At 67.2% G+C, this 15,557-nt stretch carries 14 protein-coding genes; 7 read left to right on the top strand and 7 right to left on the bottom strand.

All coding sequences use genetic code 11. The features are described 5' to 3' along the window. Positions 1 to 194: 194 nt before the first annotated feature. Positions 195 to 1,988: a 2-isopropylmalate synthase gene (gene leuA / locus ACIA8C_RS16590; RefSeq protein ID WP_397135349.1), complete on the bottom strand. Its 1,794-nt coding sequence runs from the start codon at positions 1,986 to 1,988 to the stop codon at positions 195 to 197. A 268-nt stretch (positions 1,989 to 2,256) separates the two neighbouring features. Here leuA and ACIA8C_RS16585 point away from each other — a divergent pair, with 268 nt between their 5' ends. The 4 genes from ACIA8C_RS16585 to ACIA8C_RS16570 all read left to right on the top strand — a co-directional run bounded on the left by ACIA8C_RS16585 (position 2,257) and on the right by ACIA8C_RS16570 (position 7,531). Next, positions 2,257 to 3,024: a sulfite exporter TauE/SafE family protein gene (locus ACIA8C_RS16585; RefSeq protein ID WP_397135347.1), complete on the top strand. Its 768-nt coding sequence runs from the start codon at positions 2,257 to 2,259 to the stop codon at positions 3,022 to 3,024. A gap of 153 nt (positions 3,025 to 3,177) precedes the next feature. Further along, positions 3,178 to 4,794, top strand: a complete 1,617-nt coding sequence (locus ACIA8C_RS16580; RefSeq protein ID WP_397135345.1) for an alpha/beta hydrolase — start codon at positions 3,178 to 3,180, stop codon at positions 4,792 to 4,794. A gap of 204 nt (positions 4,795 to 4,998) precedes the next feature. Next, the gene (locus ACIA8C_RS16575) at positions 4,999 to 6,621 is read left to right on the top strand and encodes a GMC oxidoreductase (RefSeq protein WP_397135343.1); all 1,623 of its coding nucleotides are present in this window, start codon (positions 4,999 to 5,001) and stop codon (positions 6,619 to 6,621) included. 67 nt (positions 6,622 to 6,688) lie between these two features. Next, positions 6,689 to 7,531, top strand: a complete 843-nt coding sequence (locus ACIA8C_RS16570; protein ID WP_397135341.1) for an ion transporter — start codon at positions 6,689 to 6,691, stop codon at positions 7,529 to 7,531. On the opposite strand, the gene ACIA8C_RS16565 is transcribed toward ACIA8C_RS16570, so the two are convergent. From ACIA8C_RS16565 to ACIA8C_RS16550, 4 genes are all read right to left on the bottom strand, one after another. Beyond that, complete coding sequence (locus ACIA8C_RS16565; protein WP_397135339.1) at positions 7,509 to 8,720, bottom strand: low temperature requirement protein A; 1,212 nt, start codon at positions 8,718 to 8,720, stop codon at positions 7,509 to 7,511. The genes ACIA8C_RS16570 and ACIA8C_RS16565 overlap by 23 nt on opposite strands. A 90-nt stretch (positions 8,721 to 8,810) precedes the next feature. Then, the gene (locus ACIA8C_RS16560) at positions 8,811 to 9,281 is read right to left on the bottom strand and encodes an SRPBCC family protein (RefSeq protein ID WP_397135337.1); all 471 of its coding nucleotides are present in this window, start codon (positions 9,279 to 9,281) and stop codon (positions 8,811 to 8,813) included. Between the two features lie 185 nt (positions 9,282 to 9,466). Then, positions 9,467 to 9,649, bottom strand: a complete 183-nt coding sequence (locus ACIA8C_RS16555) for a DUF1918 domain-containing protein (protein WP_397135335.1) — start codon at positions 9,647 to 9,649, stop codon at positions 9,467 to 9,469. A 66-nt stretch (positions 9,650 to 9,715) separates the two neighbouring features. Beyond that, positions 9,716 to 10,303, bottom strand: coding sequence for a TetR/AcrR family transcriptional regulator (locus ACIA8C_RS16550; RefSeq protein WP_397135333.1), 588 nt, complete (start codon positions 10,301 to 10,303; stop codon positions 9,716 to 9,718). A 58-nt stretch (positions 10,304 to 10,361) separates the two neighbouring features. On the opposite strand from ACIA8C_RS16550, the gene ACIA8C_RS16545 reads away from it, so the two are divergent. Then, positions 10,362 to 10,937 (top strand): dihydrofolate reductase family protein, encoded by a 576-nt coding sequence (locus ACIA8C_RS16545; RefSeq protein ID WP_397135331.1) that lies wholly within the window; start codon positions 10,362 to 10,364, stop codon positions 10,935 to 10,937. A 27-nt stretch (positions 10,938 to 10,964) separates the two neighbouring features. Then, complete coding sequence (locus ACIA8C_RS16540) at positions 10,965 to 11,540, top strand: dihydrofolate reductase family protein (protein ID WP_397135329.1); 576 nt, start codon at positions 10,965 to 10,967, stop codon at positions 11,538 to 11,540. 53 nt (positions 11,541 to 11,593) lie between these two features. On the opposite strand, the gene ACIA8C_RS16535 is transcribed toward ACIA8C_RS16540, so the two are convergent. Next, positions 11,594 to 12,199 carry a dihydrofolate reductase family protein gene (locus ACIA8C_RS16535; RefSeq protein WP_397135327.1) on the bottom strand — a complete coding sequence of 202 codons (606 nt, stop codon included), beginning with the start codon at positions 12,197 to 12,199 and terminating at the stop codon, positions 11,594 to 11,596. Positions 12,200 to 12,361: 162 nt separating this feature from the next. Here ACIA8C_RS16535 and ACIA8C_RS16530 point away from each other — a divergent pair, with 162 nt between their 5' ends. Next, on the top strand, positions 12,362 to 15,043 hold the full coding sequence (locus tag ACIA8C_RS16530; protein WP_397135326.1) for a LuxR C-terminal-related transcriptional regulator: 2,682 nt from the start codon (positions 12,362 to 12,364) through the stop codon (positions 15,041 to 15,043). On the opposite strand, the gene ACIA8C_RS16525 is transcribed toward ACIA8C_RS16530, so the two are convergent. Then, positions 15,040 to 15,453, bottom strand: a complete 414-nt coding sequence (locus tag ACIA8C_RS16525; RefSeq protein ID WP_397135325.1) for a secondary thiamine-phosphate synthase enzyme YjbQ — start codon at positions 15,451 to 15,453, stop codon at positions 15,040 to 15,042. The two genes, ACIA8C_RS16530 and ACIA8C_RS16525, sit on opposite strands and share 4 nt — an antisense overlap. Positions 15,454 to 15,557 lie beyond the last annotated feature (104 nt).

Here is a 15,557-nt window from a genome sequence, read left to right as displayed (position 1 = left end):
GCGCATTCGCTCTCGCAAGCACTCTGTGAAGAGCAGACGCGCCCGGATGACACGCCGCCGATAACTGGTCTCCGACAGCAAGATCGAGAGCCGGACGCGAGGTCGATAATCGACCCGCGCGCCCGGCTCTACCGTACTCGACCTGCGCTATCAGCGTGCTCGGTTGGCGGAGGAGGACCGCCGCGCGCGTGCGGTCAGTGTGCGCGGTTCACCGCGGAGACCACCGCGCGCAGTGACGCCGTTGTGATGGAGGTGGCGATGCCGACGCCCCACACCACCTTGTCGCCGATCGCGCACTCCACGTACGCGGCGGCCTGCGCGTCGTCACCCGCGGACATGGCGTGCTCGGAGTAGTCCAGCACCCGCACGTCGAAACCGACCGCGGCGATCGCGTCGATGAACGCGGCGAGCGGGCCGTTGCCGGTGCCGGTGATCTCCTGCTCGACTCCGTCGACCTTCACCACAACGGAAATCGTGTCGGTGCCGCCGTCGGTCTCGGACGCGGTGACCTTCTGCCGGATTCGCTCCAGCGGCCGGATCGGGCTCAGGTACTCGTCGGCGAAGACGTCCCACATTTCCTTCGGCGTGACCTCGCCGCCCTCGCCGTCGGTGATCCGCTGCACCGCCTGGGAGAACTCGATCTGCAGCCTGCGCGGCAGTGCCAGCCCGTGATCGGTCTTCATGATGTAGGCCACGCCGCCCTTGCCGGACTGCGAGTTGACCCGGATAACGGCCTCGTAGGTGCGGCCGACGTCCTTGGGGTCGATCGGCAGGTACGGCACCGCCCAGGTCATGTCGTCCACGTCGGCGTCCGCGTCGTCGGCGGCGACCTTCATCGCGTCCAGGCCCTTGTTGATGGCGTCCTGGTGGCTGCCGGAGAACGCGGTGTAGACCAGGTCGCCGCCGTACGGGTGGCGCTCGGCGACGGCAAGCTGGTTGCAGTACTCGACGGTGCGGCGGATCTCGTCGATGTCGGAGAAGTTGATCTGCGGGTCGACGCCGCGGGAGAACAGGTTCATGCCCAGGGTGACCAGGCAGACGTTGCCGGTGCGCTCGCCGTTGCCGAACAGGCAGCCCTCGATCCGGTCCGCGCCCGCCTGGTAGCCCAGCTCGGCGGCGGCCACGGCGGTGCCGCGATCGTTGTGCGGGTGCAGCGACAGCACGATCGATTCGCGGCGGGCCAGGTTGCGGCTCATCCACTCGATCGAGTCGGCGTAGACGTTCGGCGTCGCCATCTCGACGGTGGCGGGCAGGTTGATGATCAGCGGCTTGGCCGGGGTCGGCGCGATGATCTCGGAGACCGCGTCGCACACCTCCTTGGCGTATTCCAGCTCGGTACCGGTGTAGGACTCCGGGCTGTATTCATAGCGCCAGTTGGTGTCGGGGTAGCGCTGCTCGATCTCCAGGCACAGCGTCGCGGCGTCGGTGGCGATCTTCTTGACCGCCGCGCGATCGGCGCGGAACACCACCTTGCGCTGCAGGATCGAGGTGGAGTTGTAGAAGTGCACGATCACGTTCTGCGCGCCTGCGCAGGCCTCGAAGGTGCGCTCGATCAGCTCGGCGCGACACTGGGTCAGCACCTGGATGGAGACATCGTCGGGGATCGCGCCGTCCTCGATGATCTCGCGGACGAAGTCGAAGTCGGTCTGGCTGGCCGACGGGAAGCCGACCTCGATCTCCTTGTAGCCCATCCGCACCAGCAGGTCGAACATCCGGCGCTTGCGGGCCGGGCTCATCGGATCGATCAGCGCCTGGTTGCCGTCGCGCAGGTCGACCGCGCACCAGCCTGGCGCGACATCGATGATCTTGTCCGGCCAGGTGCGGTCGGGCACGGTGACCGGCTCGACCTCCTCGGCGAAGGGCCGGTACCGGAAGGTCGGCATCGAGGAGTTCTTCTGCGCGTTCCACCCGGCCTGGTCGGCGGGGGCGGGCTTGGACGGCGGCGTGATGGTGCGCGAGCCGGAGACGAAGGCGTCAGCAGGGGACATGGCGATTACTCCGAGGGTGTGGTGTTTCCCAAAGGGTGGGTCGACCGGCGCGGCGAAACCCCGCGACGGGAGCCGGTCCGATCAGACCCCGTCGCGGCGGCTGAGAAGAAGTGCCCGCTGCATGATGTCGGCGAGTTTACCGTGTGGCAATACACCTTGGAACCCCGGTCCCGTCGTCCGTTCGACCGGCAGTGCCGATAGCGTTCGGACGGAGCAAACGCTTGTACGGACTGCTTTCGGTCCGACGGGACGTCGAACGGATTTTTGGATGACTTGGCTGGAACAGCTCGCGGTCTTCGGTGCGGGCATCGCCGCGGGCGGCATCAACACCATCGTGGGTTCGGGCACCCTGATCACCTTCCCGGTGCTGCTCGCCTTCGGGCTGCCGCCGGTGACGGCGAACGTGTCCAACACGATCGGCCTGGTGCCAGGCGCGATCAGCGGCGTGCACGGCTATCGGCGGGAACTCGCCGGCCAGCGCGAACGATTGCTGCGCTTCGGCACCGCGTCGCTGCTCGGCGGCATCACCGGCGCGGTACTGCTGCTCACCCTGCCCGCGACCGCGTTCAAGGCGATCGTGCCGGTGCTGATCATCGCGGCGCTGGTGCTCGTTGTCGTGCAGCCGCGGCTGTCGCGGTGGGTCAAGCGGCGGCGCGAGGACGGTGACAGCCCCGCGCCCGTGCACGGCGGCCCGATCCTGTTCGTGGCGATCTTCGCGACCGGTGTCTACGGCGGCTACTTCGGCGCGGCGCAGGGTGTGCTGCTGATGGGGCTGCTCGGGGTGTTCGTGCACGAGGACATGCAGCGCCTCAACGGCATCAAGAACGTGCTCGCGATGCTGGTGAACGGGGTCGCCGCGCTGATCTTCATCGTGATCGCCGACGTCGACTGGCGGGCGGTGCTGTTGATCGCGCTCGGCTCCATCATCGGCGGGCAACTCGGTGCGAAGATGGGCAGGCGGATGCCGCCGACCGCGTTGCGCGCGGTCATCGTGGTGGTCGGCCTTATCGCCGTGGTTCGACTGTTGATGTCCTAGGAGGTGGCGTGTGACGGTGACGATCCGTGGCGCGGCGCCGCGACCGGTTCCGGCGTAGTGGTGCCCTCAGGGTCGCCGCGCGCGCAGAACTCAGGGTGCAAGTCATCCCTGTGGTGGACGACGGCCGTGCCGTTGCGGCACAAGATGTTCGATATGCGTGGGTGGAGGATCGTCGTCGTCGGTGCGCTGGCGGCGACGTTGGTATTGAGCGGTTGTGGCACACCGAAGAAACATGAACAGGCCGTGGCCGATCTGGTCGCCCAGGCCGATGCCGCGCCGACCCCGCGGCTGGATTGGGCGCCGTGCCAGGAGAAATCCCTGAGCAAGCTGCAGTGCGCGACGGCGACGGTACCGATCGACTACGCGCATCCGGACGGTCCGACGCTCGGGCTCGCGCTGGTTCGTCAGCCCGCGACCGATCAGTCGCGCCGCATCGGCACCCTCTTCTCCCCGGCGGGGGGACCCGGCGCCTCGGGCATTCATTGGGCGAGCGGCGGCGAGATGTTCCCCGGCGAGATCGCCCGTCGCTTCGACGTGGTGACCTTCGATCAGCGTGGCGTCGGGCGCAGCTCGCAGGTGCGCTGCTTCGCCGATGCCGATGCGGAGCAACGATTTTGGGCCGCGGTGCGGATTCCGCCGGTGAATGCCGAAGAGGAGGCCGCGCAGGCGCGCCTCAGCCGCGATCTTTCGGCGGGCTGCGCGGCGAACAGTGCGGCGCTGCTGCCGCATCTGACCACCGTCGACGCCGCCCGCGACCTGGATCTGCTGCGCCGCGCCGTCGGTGACAAGCGGCTGACCTACGAAGGTGGTTCGTACGCAAGCTATCTCGGCGAGGTGTATGGGGCGGTCTTCGGCGATCGGGTGCGCGCGCTGAACCTGAGCTCGATGATCGACCCGGACGCCTACACCTCCGACACCCGCGCCGAGGTCGATGCCGCGGCGACGGGCACCGACGAGGTGCTGTCGGAATTCTTCCGGCTGTGCGCCCAGGCGGGCCAGTCGCGCTGCGCGTTCGCCGGCCAGGGCAAGCCGCCGGCGGATCCGATCGGGCAGATTCGTAGCGACCAAAAGGCAAGCGGCGGTGAGGATTTACGCGCCCGCGACACCGCATTGCTTGACCGGCTCCGGCAAGGGCCGGTGCTGGTCGGCGAAGGGGAGCGCGCCCGTTCGGTCAGCTATACCGACGTCATCTCGCCGCACACGCTGATGCTGTACGACCCCAAGGACTGGCCCGCACTGGCTCAGCTGCTCGCCGAAGTCGAGCGCGGCCCCGCGGGCAACCCCGATGTGGTGCGCGCCATCCTCGACGCGAACGCGGTGCCGCCCGGCTTCCTCGACTCGTTCAACGCGATCTCCTGCGCGGACAACACTTTTCCGCGCGAGCCGGAGCAATGGCCTGCGATAGCAAAGGAATTGAGCGCCGACGGTTCTGTCTTCGGTGCGTTCTGGTTGTACCTTCGGCAGTCGTGCGCCTCGTGGCCGTCGCCGCAGGGCGGCTACCCGCAGCGCTACGCCGGTCCGTGGATCCTGCGTTCGGACGTGCCGGCGCTGCTGTTCAACAATCGCTTCGATCCGGCCACGCCGCTGACCGCGGCGCGCAAGGCACAGCAGGCATTGGTCAACGCGCGACTCGTCGTTGTCGAGGGCGGCTACGGGCACGACCTCACCGGCGACTGCACCCGCCGCTTGCAGGAGCGCTACCTCATCGACCAGCAGCTCCCCGCGCCCGGCGCGACCTGCAAAGCCGATCGGGCACCGTTCGCGGAATGACCGGCCGACCCCTTTTGTCCACCTGCCGCGGGCGTCGGCGTGGTCTGTTCGTCACGCTTCCGTTCCCGCTGCTCGCGACCGGCGGGCCGCCGTCGGCCGGGACAATGGAAGGGAGACAACGGATGACGGTCAGGCAACGACTGTTCAGCTAGGCGGAATACCGGTAATCTGCGCTCGGCCATGCGTGATGAGGGAGGTGGCTGGGTGCGTAGACGCGCCTTCTTCAAAGCGGCGGGTACGGCCGCGCTGTTCGGTGCTGCCGCGGGAACGTTGCGGGCGGCCGGACCGGCGTCGGCCGATCCGGTGTGGAACCTGCTGTTCCAGTCGTGGGTTCCGGAAATCTTCGCCCCGCTACCCGACCCACCCGAGCACACGCCCGCGATCGTGATCGGCTCCGGTTTCGGCGCCGCGGTCACCGCGTTGCGGCTGGCCGAGGCGGGTATCGCCAATACGGTGCTCGAGCGTGGGTCGCGCTGGCCCAACGATCCATGGCGGGAGATCTTCACCGGCGACGACCTGCCGGACGGACGCGGCTTCTGGCATCGCACCAACTTCACCGGCGTCAGCAAGGTGCCGATGACGTTCGTCAGCTTCGGCGGCGTCCTCGACTGCACCAACTATCCCGGCATCGATGTGTGGCGCGCGGCGGCGGTCGGCGGCGGATCGGTGATCTTCACCGGCGCCATGGTCGCCCCCGAGCGCCGCTTCTTCGACCACCTCTTCGGCGGCACGGTCGAGTACGGCGAGCTGGACCGCGTCTACTACCCGCGGGTGCGGGAGATGCTGCGGCTGAGCTCGATGCCGGGCGACATCTACGGCGCCAAGCCGTTCGCGCACTCCAGGGCCTGGGACGACCAGGTGCGCAAGGCCGGCTACCAGCCGATGCCCAATGACTCGATCTTCAACTGGGACATCCTGCGCGCCGAGCTCAACGGCGCCAGCCGGGCGTCGGCCACCGCAGCCCGCAGCAACCTCGGCAATTCCAACGGCGCCAAGTTCGACCTCAATCAGAACTATCTGAAGTACGCCGAGGGCACCGGCCGGTCCGGGATCTTCCCCGGTCATCAGGTGGAGTCGATCGCCCAGGAGCCGGGCGGGCGGTTCTCGGTCCGGGTGACCAAGCTGGCCCCGACCGGCGAGGTGCTCGGCACCCGCACCCTCACCTGCGATCAGCTCTTCCTCGGCGCGGGCTCGGTCGGCACCTCGGAGCTGCTGGTGCGCGCGCAGGCGACGGGGGCACTGCCCAACCTCAACGAGCACATCGGCGACGGCTGGGGGACCAACGGCGACGTGGTGCTCGGCCGTGGCGCGAGCGCGCTGGCCGGGTTCGGCCAGGGCGTGCCGAGCGCGAGCCGGATCTTCGACGAGTCGGGCCTGCCGCTCAGCCTGGAAAGCTGGTACATCCCAGGCATTCCGTTCGAGACGGGCGCGCTCGCCTCGCTCGGCATGGTCCTCGACCCGGCCCGCGCGCGGTTCGGCTACGACGCGGCCGCCAACCGGGTCGGTCTGTCGTGGCCGAGCCAGAACCGCGACGACATGGTGGCCGCGGCCCGAGCGGTCGATCACCGGATCGCCGAACGAGCCGACGCGGTGCTCGAATACGGCGCCCTCGGCTACGACGCGAACGCGTTGTTCACCGCGCATCCGCTGGGCGGCGCGGTGCTCGGCAAGGCGACCGACGGCTACGGCCGGGTGCACGGCCATCCCGGTCTGTATGTGATGGACGGCGCGGCCATTCCGGGCAGCACCGGCACGGTCAACCCGTCGCTCACCATCGCCGCGCTCGCGGAGCGCAATATCGAGGCCATCATCCGCTCCGGAAAGTAGCGTTCGGCCGAAGCGCGGTCGTGCCGACTAGTGTCGGCACGACCGTTCGGCGTTGAAGGGACATCCAGTGACAGCTGCGCGTAATACCCCGGTCAGCGAGGAACTTCCGGAGGGCGATTACCCGCGTAAGCCGCCCGCGCTATGGACCGACTTCTTCATGTTGGCGCTGGCCATCGTTTCGGTGGCGCTGGTCGTCTGGATCACCTTCTTCGACGTGTCCGCGCACACCCATCACGCGATCGTGATCGTCGACTGGACGATATGTGGCGTGTTCGCCGTCGAGTTCCTGTGGCGCTGGCGCCGGGCGGGCTGGCCGTGGACGTTCCCGTTCGTCTACTGGTACGAGGTCCTCGGCATGATCCCGGTGACCAGCCCGTTCTTCCGCGGTTTCCGGCTGCTGCGGATCGTGGTGATCGCCGTCCGGCTCGGTCGCGTCGCCGACCGCGTGTTCGGCGACCGGATCACCGCCGCGGTGGTCAACCGGTTCGTCATGACCATCGTGGACACGATCAAGCGGCCGATGACCATCGCGGTGATGGACGAGGTCGCGTCGGTGATGCGCACCGGCCACTACACCCGCAATATCGCGGCGGCGCTACAGGAGAACCGCGCCGAGATGGACGAGATGATCCTGGAGCTGATCAAGAAGGACCCGCAGGCAGGCCGGGTGCGCTACATCCCGTTCCACGACGACATCATCCGGCTGATCGCCGACACCACGTTCCGCATCCTGTTCCAGGTGCTCGAGGACCCGCGCACCGACGAGCTGGTCTCGGATGTGTTGCGGGAGAACATCGATCAGATCCGGCACGCGGTGCGCAACGATGTCCGGGTGCCGCCGTCCGCGTACGGCCCGACGCCGCCCGAACACAGCGTGCGCCATCACCTCAGTCGGATACCCCGTGCCTGATCTCGTCCCGCGGCTGGGCGAATTGGATTGTTTCCCAGACGATCAGGATGCCGAGCACCGCGCACAGGATCGCCAGTGACGCCAAGGCGGGCAGCGCGGCGGCCAGCGGGATCAGCGCGAGCAAGGCGACGATGATGACCACTCGTGGCGCGCTGATCTGTCCTGTCGCATAGTGTTTCGCGCCGACCAAGGCGATCAGATACAGCACAACTCCGCCGTACAACGCGAACAACGGAATTCCGTACAGCGCGTCTTTCAGCGTGTGATGGGAAGCGTCGCCGACATAGTAGAGGACTTTTTTCAATCCCAGTGAGAGCCCGATGATTCCGACGATCATCGGGAAATGCCAAAAGGTGTAGGCACCCCGCGCGATCTTGATCTGCCTGGCGCCGTCGGCGTGCTTCAACTCGTGTTCGATCGACAACGCCGCGACATCGAAATACGTCCACCAGAGCAGTCCGGATACCGCGAGTCCGAGCAGTGCGCCCACCGCGATCGGCCACGATATAGGCAGTCCCGCTACGCCGATGCCGATCGAAACGATCGATTCGCCGAGCGCCACAATGATGATCAGGCCGTACCGTTCGGCGAAATGAGTCGCCGAATTCAACCGCCAGTCGGTGCCCGCGAGCAGGGTCCACAGGTAGTCGCCGGCGATGGCGGCGATCCACAACCCGATCTGCACCGCGCCGGAGGTCATCGCGGCGATCACCAGCAGCGTGGTGCCGATGGTGATCGAGCCGATGGACCAGCGCAGCACCTGGTTGCGCAACTGCGCGTCCTCGGTGCTCGCCAGCCAGAACATCACCACGTGCACCAGCCGCACCACGAGATAGGCGATCGCGAAAACCAGCGGGCCATACCAGCCGCCTGCCAGGTCATGGAACGCCTCGGGAATGGTGAGCGCGGCCAGGAACGCGCCGCCCATCGCGACGAACATCGCGACCCTGGCGAAGCCCTCGTCGGCGCGAATCACATTGCCGAGCCAGGAGTAAGCGATCCACAACCACCACATCAGGGCGAGCACGAGAAACGCGCGCAGCATGTTCTTCGCGCTGGTCTCTTCCGCCGCCAGGTCGGTGACCATGGTGAACGCGAAGACGAGCACCAGGTCGAAGAACAGCTCGAGTTGCGTCACCGACGCGCCTTCGGCCACCGGCGTGAGCCGAACCCGTTTGGAACCGATCATGGTGCACATCGTCGCACCCCGATCGGGCCGGCGCGTGTTTGCTCGGCTGCGCGTCGCCCGATTTCGCTATGAGCGTGCGCCTACCGTTTGTTATTCGTTATAGCTATACGGCTTGATGGTTTCCGGTTCCGGAAACGACTCGGCGAACTCGATGAAATTCTGCACCGCGATCTCGTGCTGCTTGCGCACGGTGCGCTTGAGTAGTAGCCCGGGCACCGGGATGGGTAGGTAGTCCTCCGCGTGGAACCAGACGTCGGTGCCCTCCGCGCCGCCGGTGACCTCGAACCAGCCGCCGCCCTTCGCGCTCCGGGTACTGTCGGTGACCTGCCACGATGACCGGTTGTCGGTCCAATCGTATTCCAGCACTTGCATATCCGAACTGCCGAGCAGTTCGGTCTTGACGAAAACCCGGATCGGCCTTCCCGCGTCATCACGGGTGGCGACTCGGGCGTCGCGATATCCCGGCGACCATTCCGGGAGCATTTCGACAGCGGCCAGCGCATCCATCACTTGCGCGGAATCGGCGTCGACGACGAATCGAATATCGGTTCTCGTGCGCATGTAAAACCTTCCGACCCCCGATGGACAACTGCGCCCGATTCTCTCTATCGGTTATCTGTTCCGTCAACCTCGTCGGCGCGGCCGATAGTCCACGGGCGCTGCCGACATGGCCTTATGTGTCCAAAAGTGGACATCGGAAGTAGCTGAACAAGTTCCGCGCGGAAGATTTGTGACAAGTCCAGGCGTCAGGTGGCCGGTTCGACAATCGCGTCGGGCCCGGGATACACCAGCGACTCGCGCCCGTCGGCATAACGCACGAGGTAGGGCGGTGCGCCTTCGGGCCCGCGCACTTCGATGATCTCCCCTTGGCGATCACCCTGGCCCACAACGTGTCCGTGTACGAGCAGTCGGTCTCCGACATTCGCCATCATCGACTCATTATCGAATATCGGTGACGCGGGTCACAAGGATTCGGCGATGGAGACCGCGCGGTTTCAGGCGCCGACGACGCGATCGACGGCGGCCTCGATCAGCTCCTGGCTCTGTGCTTCGGTGAACACGCCTGGCAGCGTGAGGCGGTCGACGATCAGCCAGTTCAATGCCAAATAGAGCAGCTGGACGGACTTTTCGTCGCCGGGCAGTCCGGCATCGAGGTGGTTGCGCACGTTGAACTCCATGTCGGCGCGCACCCGTTCGGTCAGCACGGCGCGCAGTTCCGGTCGCCGAGTCGCCTCGAGGCGCAACTCGAGCAGCGCGAGGTAGCCGGTGCGGAACGCCTCGATGCGCTCGACGATGTCCTTCATCAGCTTCGTGACGTGCGCACGGGTCTTCGGGCCGTCCGCAAGCTGGGTCATGGTGGCCGCGCTCGGCGCCAGCCGCTCGTAGAAGCGACTGCCCGCCTGGGTCAGTAGGTCGTCGCGGTTGGCGAAGTAGTTCGACGCGGTTCCGGTCGGCACCGCGGCCTCCTTGTCCACCGCGCGGAAGGTGAGTCCACGCGCTCCGTCCCTGGCCAGGACCTCGATCGCCGCGTCGAGCAGCGCCTGTCGGCGCTCAGGATTAGTCCGCACTTGACACCACTCCATCTGTAGTACTATCTTCAAACCACTACATGCAGAGTACAACAGCTTAGGCGGTATCGGATTGCGAAAGCTTGTCTACTACGTTGCCGTGTCTCTCGACGGATACATCGCAGGTCCGGGCGGTGAATACGACTTCTACCCCGCCGACGACGAGATGGGCGCCTCGATCAACGCGGAGTACCCGGAGTTCGTCCCGACGGAATTCCGGCCGCACATCGGGATGGCGCTGGACACGCCGAACAAGCACTTCGACACGGTGCTGATGGGCCGCGGCTCCTATGAGCCAGGTTTGTTCGCCGGCTTCCCCAGTCCGTACGCACACCTACGGCAGTACGTGGTGTCCAGCACGCTCGGCCGGATCGATGAGCCAGCCGTCGAATTGGTCGACGCCGACCCGCTCGGTGTGGTGCGGCGGCTCAAAAAGGAAGAGGGCAAAGATATCTGGCTCTGCGGCGGCGGCAATCTCGCCGCCCAGCTGCTCGGTGAGATCGACGAGATGATCATCAAAAGCTACCCCGTTGTCGCGGGCGGCGGCGTCTCCGTCTTCGCCGGTGAGTTCCGGCCGACCCGTTTCGTGCCGGTCCGACGCAAAGAATTCGGTAACGGCGCGCAGGTCACCTGGTTCACCCGCGCCTGACCGGCACATTTCGAAAGAGGTTCTGCTATGCGAAAACTCGTCTATTTCGTCGGGATGTCGCTCGACGGTTACATCGCCGGCCCCGATGGGGATATCGGCTTCTATCCGCTACCCGATGACTTCACGGCGTGGCTCGCGCGGGATTACCCGGAAACGCTACCCACCCATGTGCGGCCGCATTTCGGCATCGCGGCGGATGCGCCGAATCAGAAGTTCGACACATTGGTCATGGGCCGGGGCACCTACGTGCCTGCCCTCGCGGCCGGGCTGACCAGCCCGTACGGCCATATGCGGCAGTACGTGGTTTCGAGCACGCTCGGCCGAATCGATGACCCTGCCGTGCAACTGATCGAGCGTGACCCGGTGGCCCTGGTGCGGCAGCTCAAACAGGAAGCGGGCCTGGATATCTGGTTGGCCGGCGGCGGAAAGCTGGCCGCCGCACTGCTCGGTGAGATCGATGAGCTGGTGATCAAGAGCTACCCGGTCGTCGCAGGCACCGGCATCCCCGCCTTCGACGGCGAGTTCCGGCCGACGCTGTTCACGCCGACCGATCGCAAGGAATTCAGCAACGGCAATCAGACCAGCTGGTTCACCCGAGCCTGACCCGGCAATGGCGACGGCCGATCAGCTTTCGCTACGGCCGCCGCCGGGGCAGATCATTCGCCGCGGATCCGGTCATAGATCAGGTACAGCGCGCCGGACTCGGTGGTGGACAGGTCGGTCAGCGACCAACTCGACGCCGCGAGGCCGTCCTCGAAAAGGCGGGCGCCGCCGCCTGCGATCTCGGGGCATTGGGTGATAAGGATCCGATCGACCTCGTCGGCCGCGAGCAGCGCCTTGATCACGCTGCTGCTGGCCAGCACGACGATGTCGCCGCCGTCCTGCTCGCGCAGGTGCTTGACGGTCGCCACCGGGTCGGCGTCCGCGATCCGCGAGTGCTGCCACGGTGCCTCGGTGAGGGTGGTGGAGAAGACCACCTTCTCGACGTCGTCGAGCCACTGCCCGAAGGCCCGGTCGCGCGGGTCGGCGTTCGCGTCGACCGCGACGGTCGGCCAATAACCGCCGAAACCCTGGTAGTTCTTGCGGCCGAGCAGCGCGGTGGTGGCCGCCTCGGTCATCTGGACCATCCGGTCACGGGCGGTGTCGCTGACGGCGTGCGGCACGATCCAGCTCATGTCGTAGTCGCCGCCCGGACCGTTGGTACGGCCGTCCAGCGAGAGCGATATGTTGGCAACGACCCGGCGGTTTCCTGTGTTCGTCATGATGTTTCCTTCTCGTCTGTGACGCTGTCTGCGTCGTTGAGATAGATGCTTCCGTCGCGGCGGCTCCGGAACATCTGCCACCTGGCCGATATGTGGTGGCCGAGGTGGCCGAGCTGGATATCGGTCGTCCGCGCGGGCCCGGCATGTCAGACTGCTGACGCGATGCCAGACTCCACCGACGCGCTACCCACCGAGCTGTCCTCGTTCATCGGCCGCACCGAGGAACTGGCGGCGATCGGTGCCGCCGTCGCACCGGGCAAGGTCGTCACCCTGGTCGGGCCCGGCGGGTGCGGGAAGACGCGGCTCGCGCTTCGGGTCGCGCGCACCGTGTCCGAGGACTGGCCGGATGGTGTCCGGTGGGTCGCGCTGGAGGACGAACGCGACGACGCGGCGGTCGTGCAGCGAGTCGCCGCGGCCATCGATGTGCTGCTACCCGGCGGTGCGGATCCCGTCGCGACCGTGGCCCGCGGGCTCGCCGACCGCGAAACTCTGCTGGTACTCGACAATTGCGAGCAGCTCGGCGACGGTGTCGCGGCGCTGGTCGCCGGCCTGCTCGAGCGGTGTCCACGACTCGGTGTGCTCGCGACCAGCCGCGCGCCGCTCGGGGTCGGCGGTGAACAGGTGCGCCGGGTGCCCGCGCTCGGGCTGGCGGACGCGTTGACGCTGTTCCTCGACCGGGCGGACGCGGGGGAGCCGACACCACAGGGCCACACCGCGGCCCGCCAGGTTTGTGACCGCCTCGATCGGTTGCCGCTGGCCCTCGAACTCGCCGCGGGTTGGGCGGGCACATTGTCGCTGACCCAGCTCGCGGACTCGCTGCACGAGCCGTACGCGGTGCTCGATGGCGGTGCCAGGACCGCGCCGTTCCGGCAGCGGACGCTCGCCGAGTCGATGCGCTGGAGTCATGAGCTGCTCGACGGCGACGAGCGGGTGCTGTTCCGCAGGCTCGGGGTGTTCGAGCCGGGCTTTTCCGCCGATGTGGTGGCCGAGCTGGCTGCGCCACCTGGTCGCGTGTTGCGAACATTGCGCGGGTTGATCGACAAGTCGTTGGTGACAGCGGATACCACCGGCGCGGTGGCGCGCTATCGAATGCTGGGCGTAGTACGGGATTACGCATTGCTGCGGCTGGCCGAAGCCGCGGAAACCGAGCGGCTGCGCGATCGCCACCTCGCGGTGTATCTCGCCTTGGTCGAGCAGGCCGAACCGTTGCGCAACACCGACCAGGATGCCTGGCGGGCACGAATCACGGTGGAGTTGGCCAATATTCGCGCCGCCATCGATTGGGGATTGCGCCGCGACGATCCGTCCGGCGGACGCGCGCTCGCCGCCGCGATGGCGTGGTTCTGGTACCTCGAACCACGTGGCGTCGAGGGCGTGCGAGTGCTGCGGTTGGCCGTCGACCGAGGCGAGGGGGCGCGCGACGAGCTGCAGGCGCGCGTGCTTGCCGGTTTGGCGCTGGTGTGCGACACGGCTGTGTATGGTTTCGTCGGCTACGAATCGGCCCGTGCCGCAGCGGTATTGGCCGCCGAGCTGGGCGCGGACGCGGTGGGCAGACTGGCCCGCTCGTTGTGCGCGGTCGAGCAGCTCGGCATCGACCTGGATCGGGCATACGCCGACGCCGAGGTATTGCACCAGGACGCACTGCACGCCGGCGACGGTTTCGTCGCCGACTCGACCCAAGCGTTGCTCGGACTGATCCACCTGTTCCGCGACGAATACCGCAACGCCATCGCGCAACTCGACCAGGCCCTCGTCGGCATGGGTAAGCGCAATGATCGCGGCTTTGCCTGCTTCGCGCTCACCTGGCTCGCCACCGCGACAGCCCGGTCCGGCGATCTGCCGCGCGCCGCCGAACTCGCCGAGCAGGCTGTCGCCACCGCCCAACCGCTGCACGACTTTCACCACATGGGCTCGGCGCGCGCGGCCCTCGCCGAAATACGAGTGTGTCAGGGCCGTTTCGATGATGCGTCCGCGGCGCTCGCGCCGATCGACCGTTTGCTCGACGGCGAAGCTTCGCCGTTCGTGCCGGGCTGGGAGCGCGTGCACGGCATGCTCGCACTGGCCGAGGGACACCCCGCTGCGGCCATCGTGTGGTGCCGCAAAGAAGGCCGCACACCCGGCGAAGCCGCCGATGGACCGTTGACGCCATGGACCAGGGCGGTCCTTGCCGCCGCATTGCGGGAGATCGGTGAATCCGACGCGGCGGCAGCACTTCTCGACGCCTTGGCGGCCGAACCGATGCTCCGGACCCTCCCATCGGTGCACGCCGACGTACTCGACCAGCAAGCATTCCTATTGCACGACAGCGATATCGAGCAGGCACTGCGCCTGCATCATGAGGCACTGAGCATCCGGACAGACCGCGAGCTCGTACTCGGTTGCGTGGCAAGCCTCGAGGCGCTCGCGGTGGTGCTCGCCCGGCGCGGCACCCCCGAGTCGGCCGCCGTGCTGCTCGGCGCCGCCGATCGCGCCCGCGCCGACACCGGGTCGGCACCAGGACGGCCGGTGGACATCGCCCGCACACTGCTGGGTTCCCGGGTCGCAGCACAGGATCTGGCCAACCACCTGCAACGCGGCCGATCCATGGGCATCGCCCAGGCCATCGACTACGCCACCAAAGCGCGCGGCAAACGCAACCGCCCGGCTTCCGGCTGGGCGAGCCTGACCCCGATGGAACGGTCCGTCGTCGCTCTCGCCGTCGACGGCCTGTCCAATCCGGCGATCGCCGCGCGCCTGTTCATCAGTCGCGGCACCGTGAAAACCCACCTGGCCCACGTCTACGCCAAGCTCGGCGTCGCCAACCGCACCGAACTCGCCCGGCTACCCGTTCCCGCGGACGGCTAGTCACCGAGGAACGACAACCGCACCTGCCGATCGGGGTTGTCGATATTGAGATCCACCAGTGCGACGGACTGCCAGGTCCCCAAGGCCATTGCGCCATCGATGACCGGAATCGTTGCGTAGGGCGCGATCAGCGCGGGCATCACATGCGAGCGTCCGTGCCCGCGCGACCCGTGTGCGTGCCGCCACCGATCGTCGGCGGGCAGCAACTCGCGCAGGGCCGCGAGCAGGTCGTCGTCGCTGCGCGCACCGAGCTCCATGACCGCGACACCGGCCGTCGCGTGCGGCACGAACAGGTTGAGTAACCCGTCACCGCCGCCGGACGCCTCGCGCACGAACGACGCGCACTGGCCGGTGATGTCCTGCACAACCTCGGTCCGTCCCGTGGTCACCGCTAATACCGTGCTCTTCATCACTCCACTGTCCCGCCTCTCCGCGTATTCAGGCCAGATTTAGGCGCGATAACAGTGATGTCGGCGGCCGGCAGTGGCTTATCGGGTTTCGCTAGCCCATACCT

The sequence above is a fragment of the Nocardia sp. NPDC051321 genome, assembly GCF_044455225.1.
GTDB lineage: Bacteria > Actinomycetota > Actinomycetes > Mycobacteriales > Mycobacteriaceae > Nocardia.
This window is presented reverse-complemented; position numbering and strand designations above follow the sequence as displayed.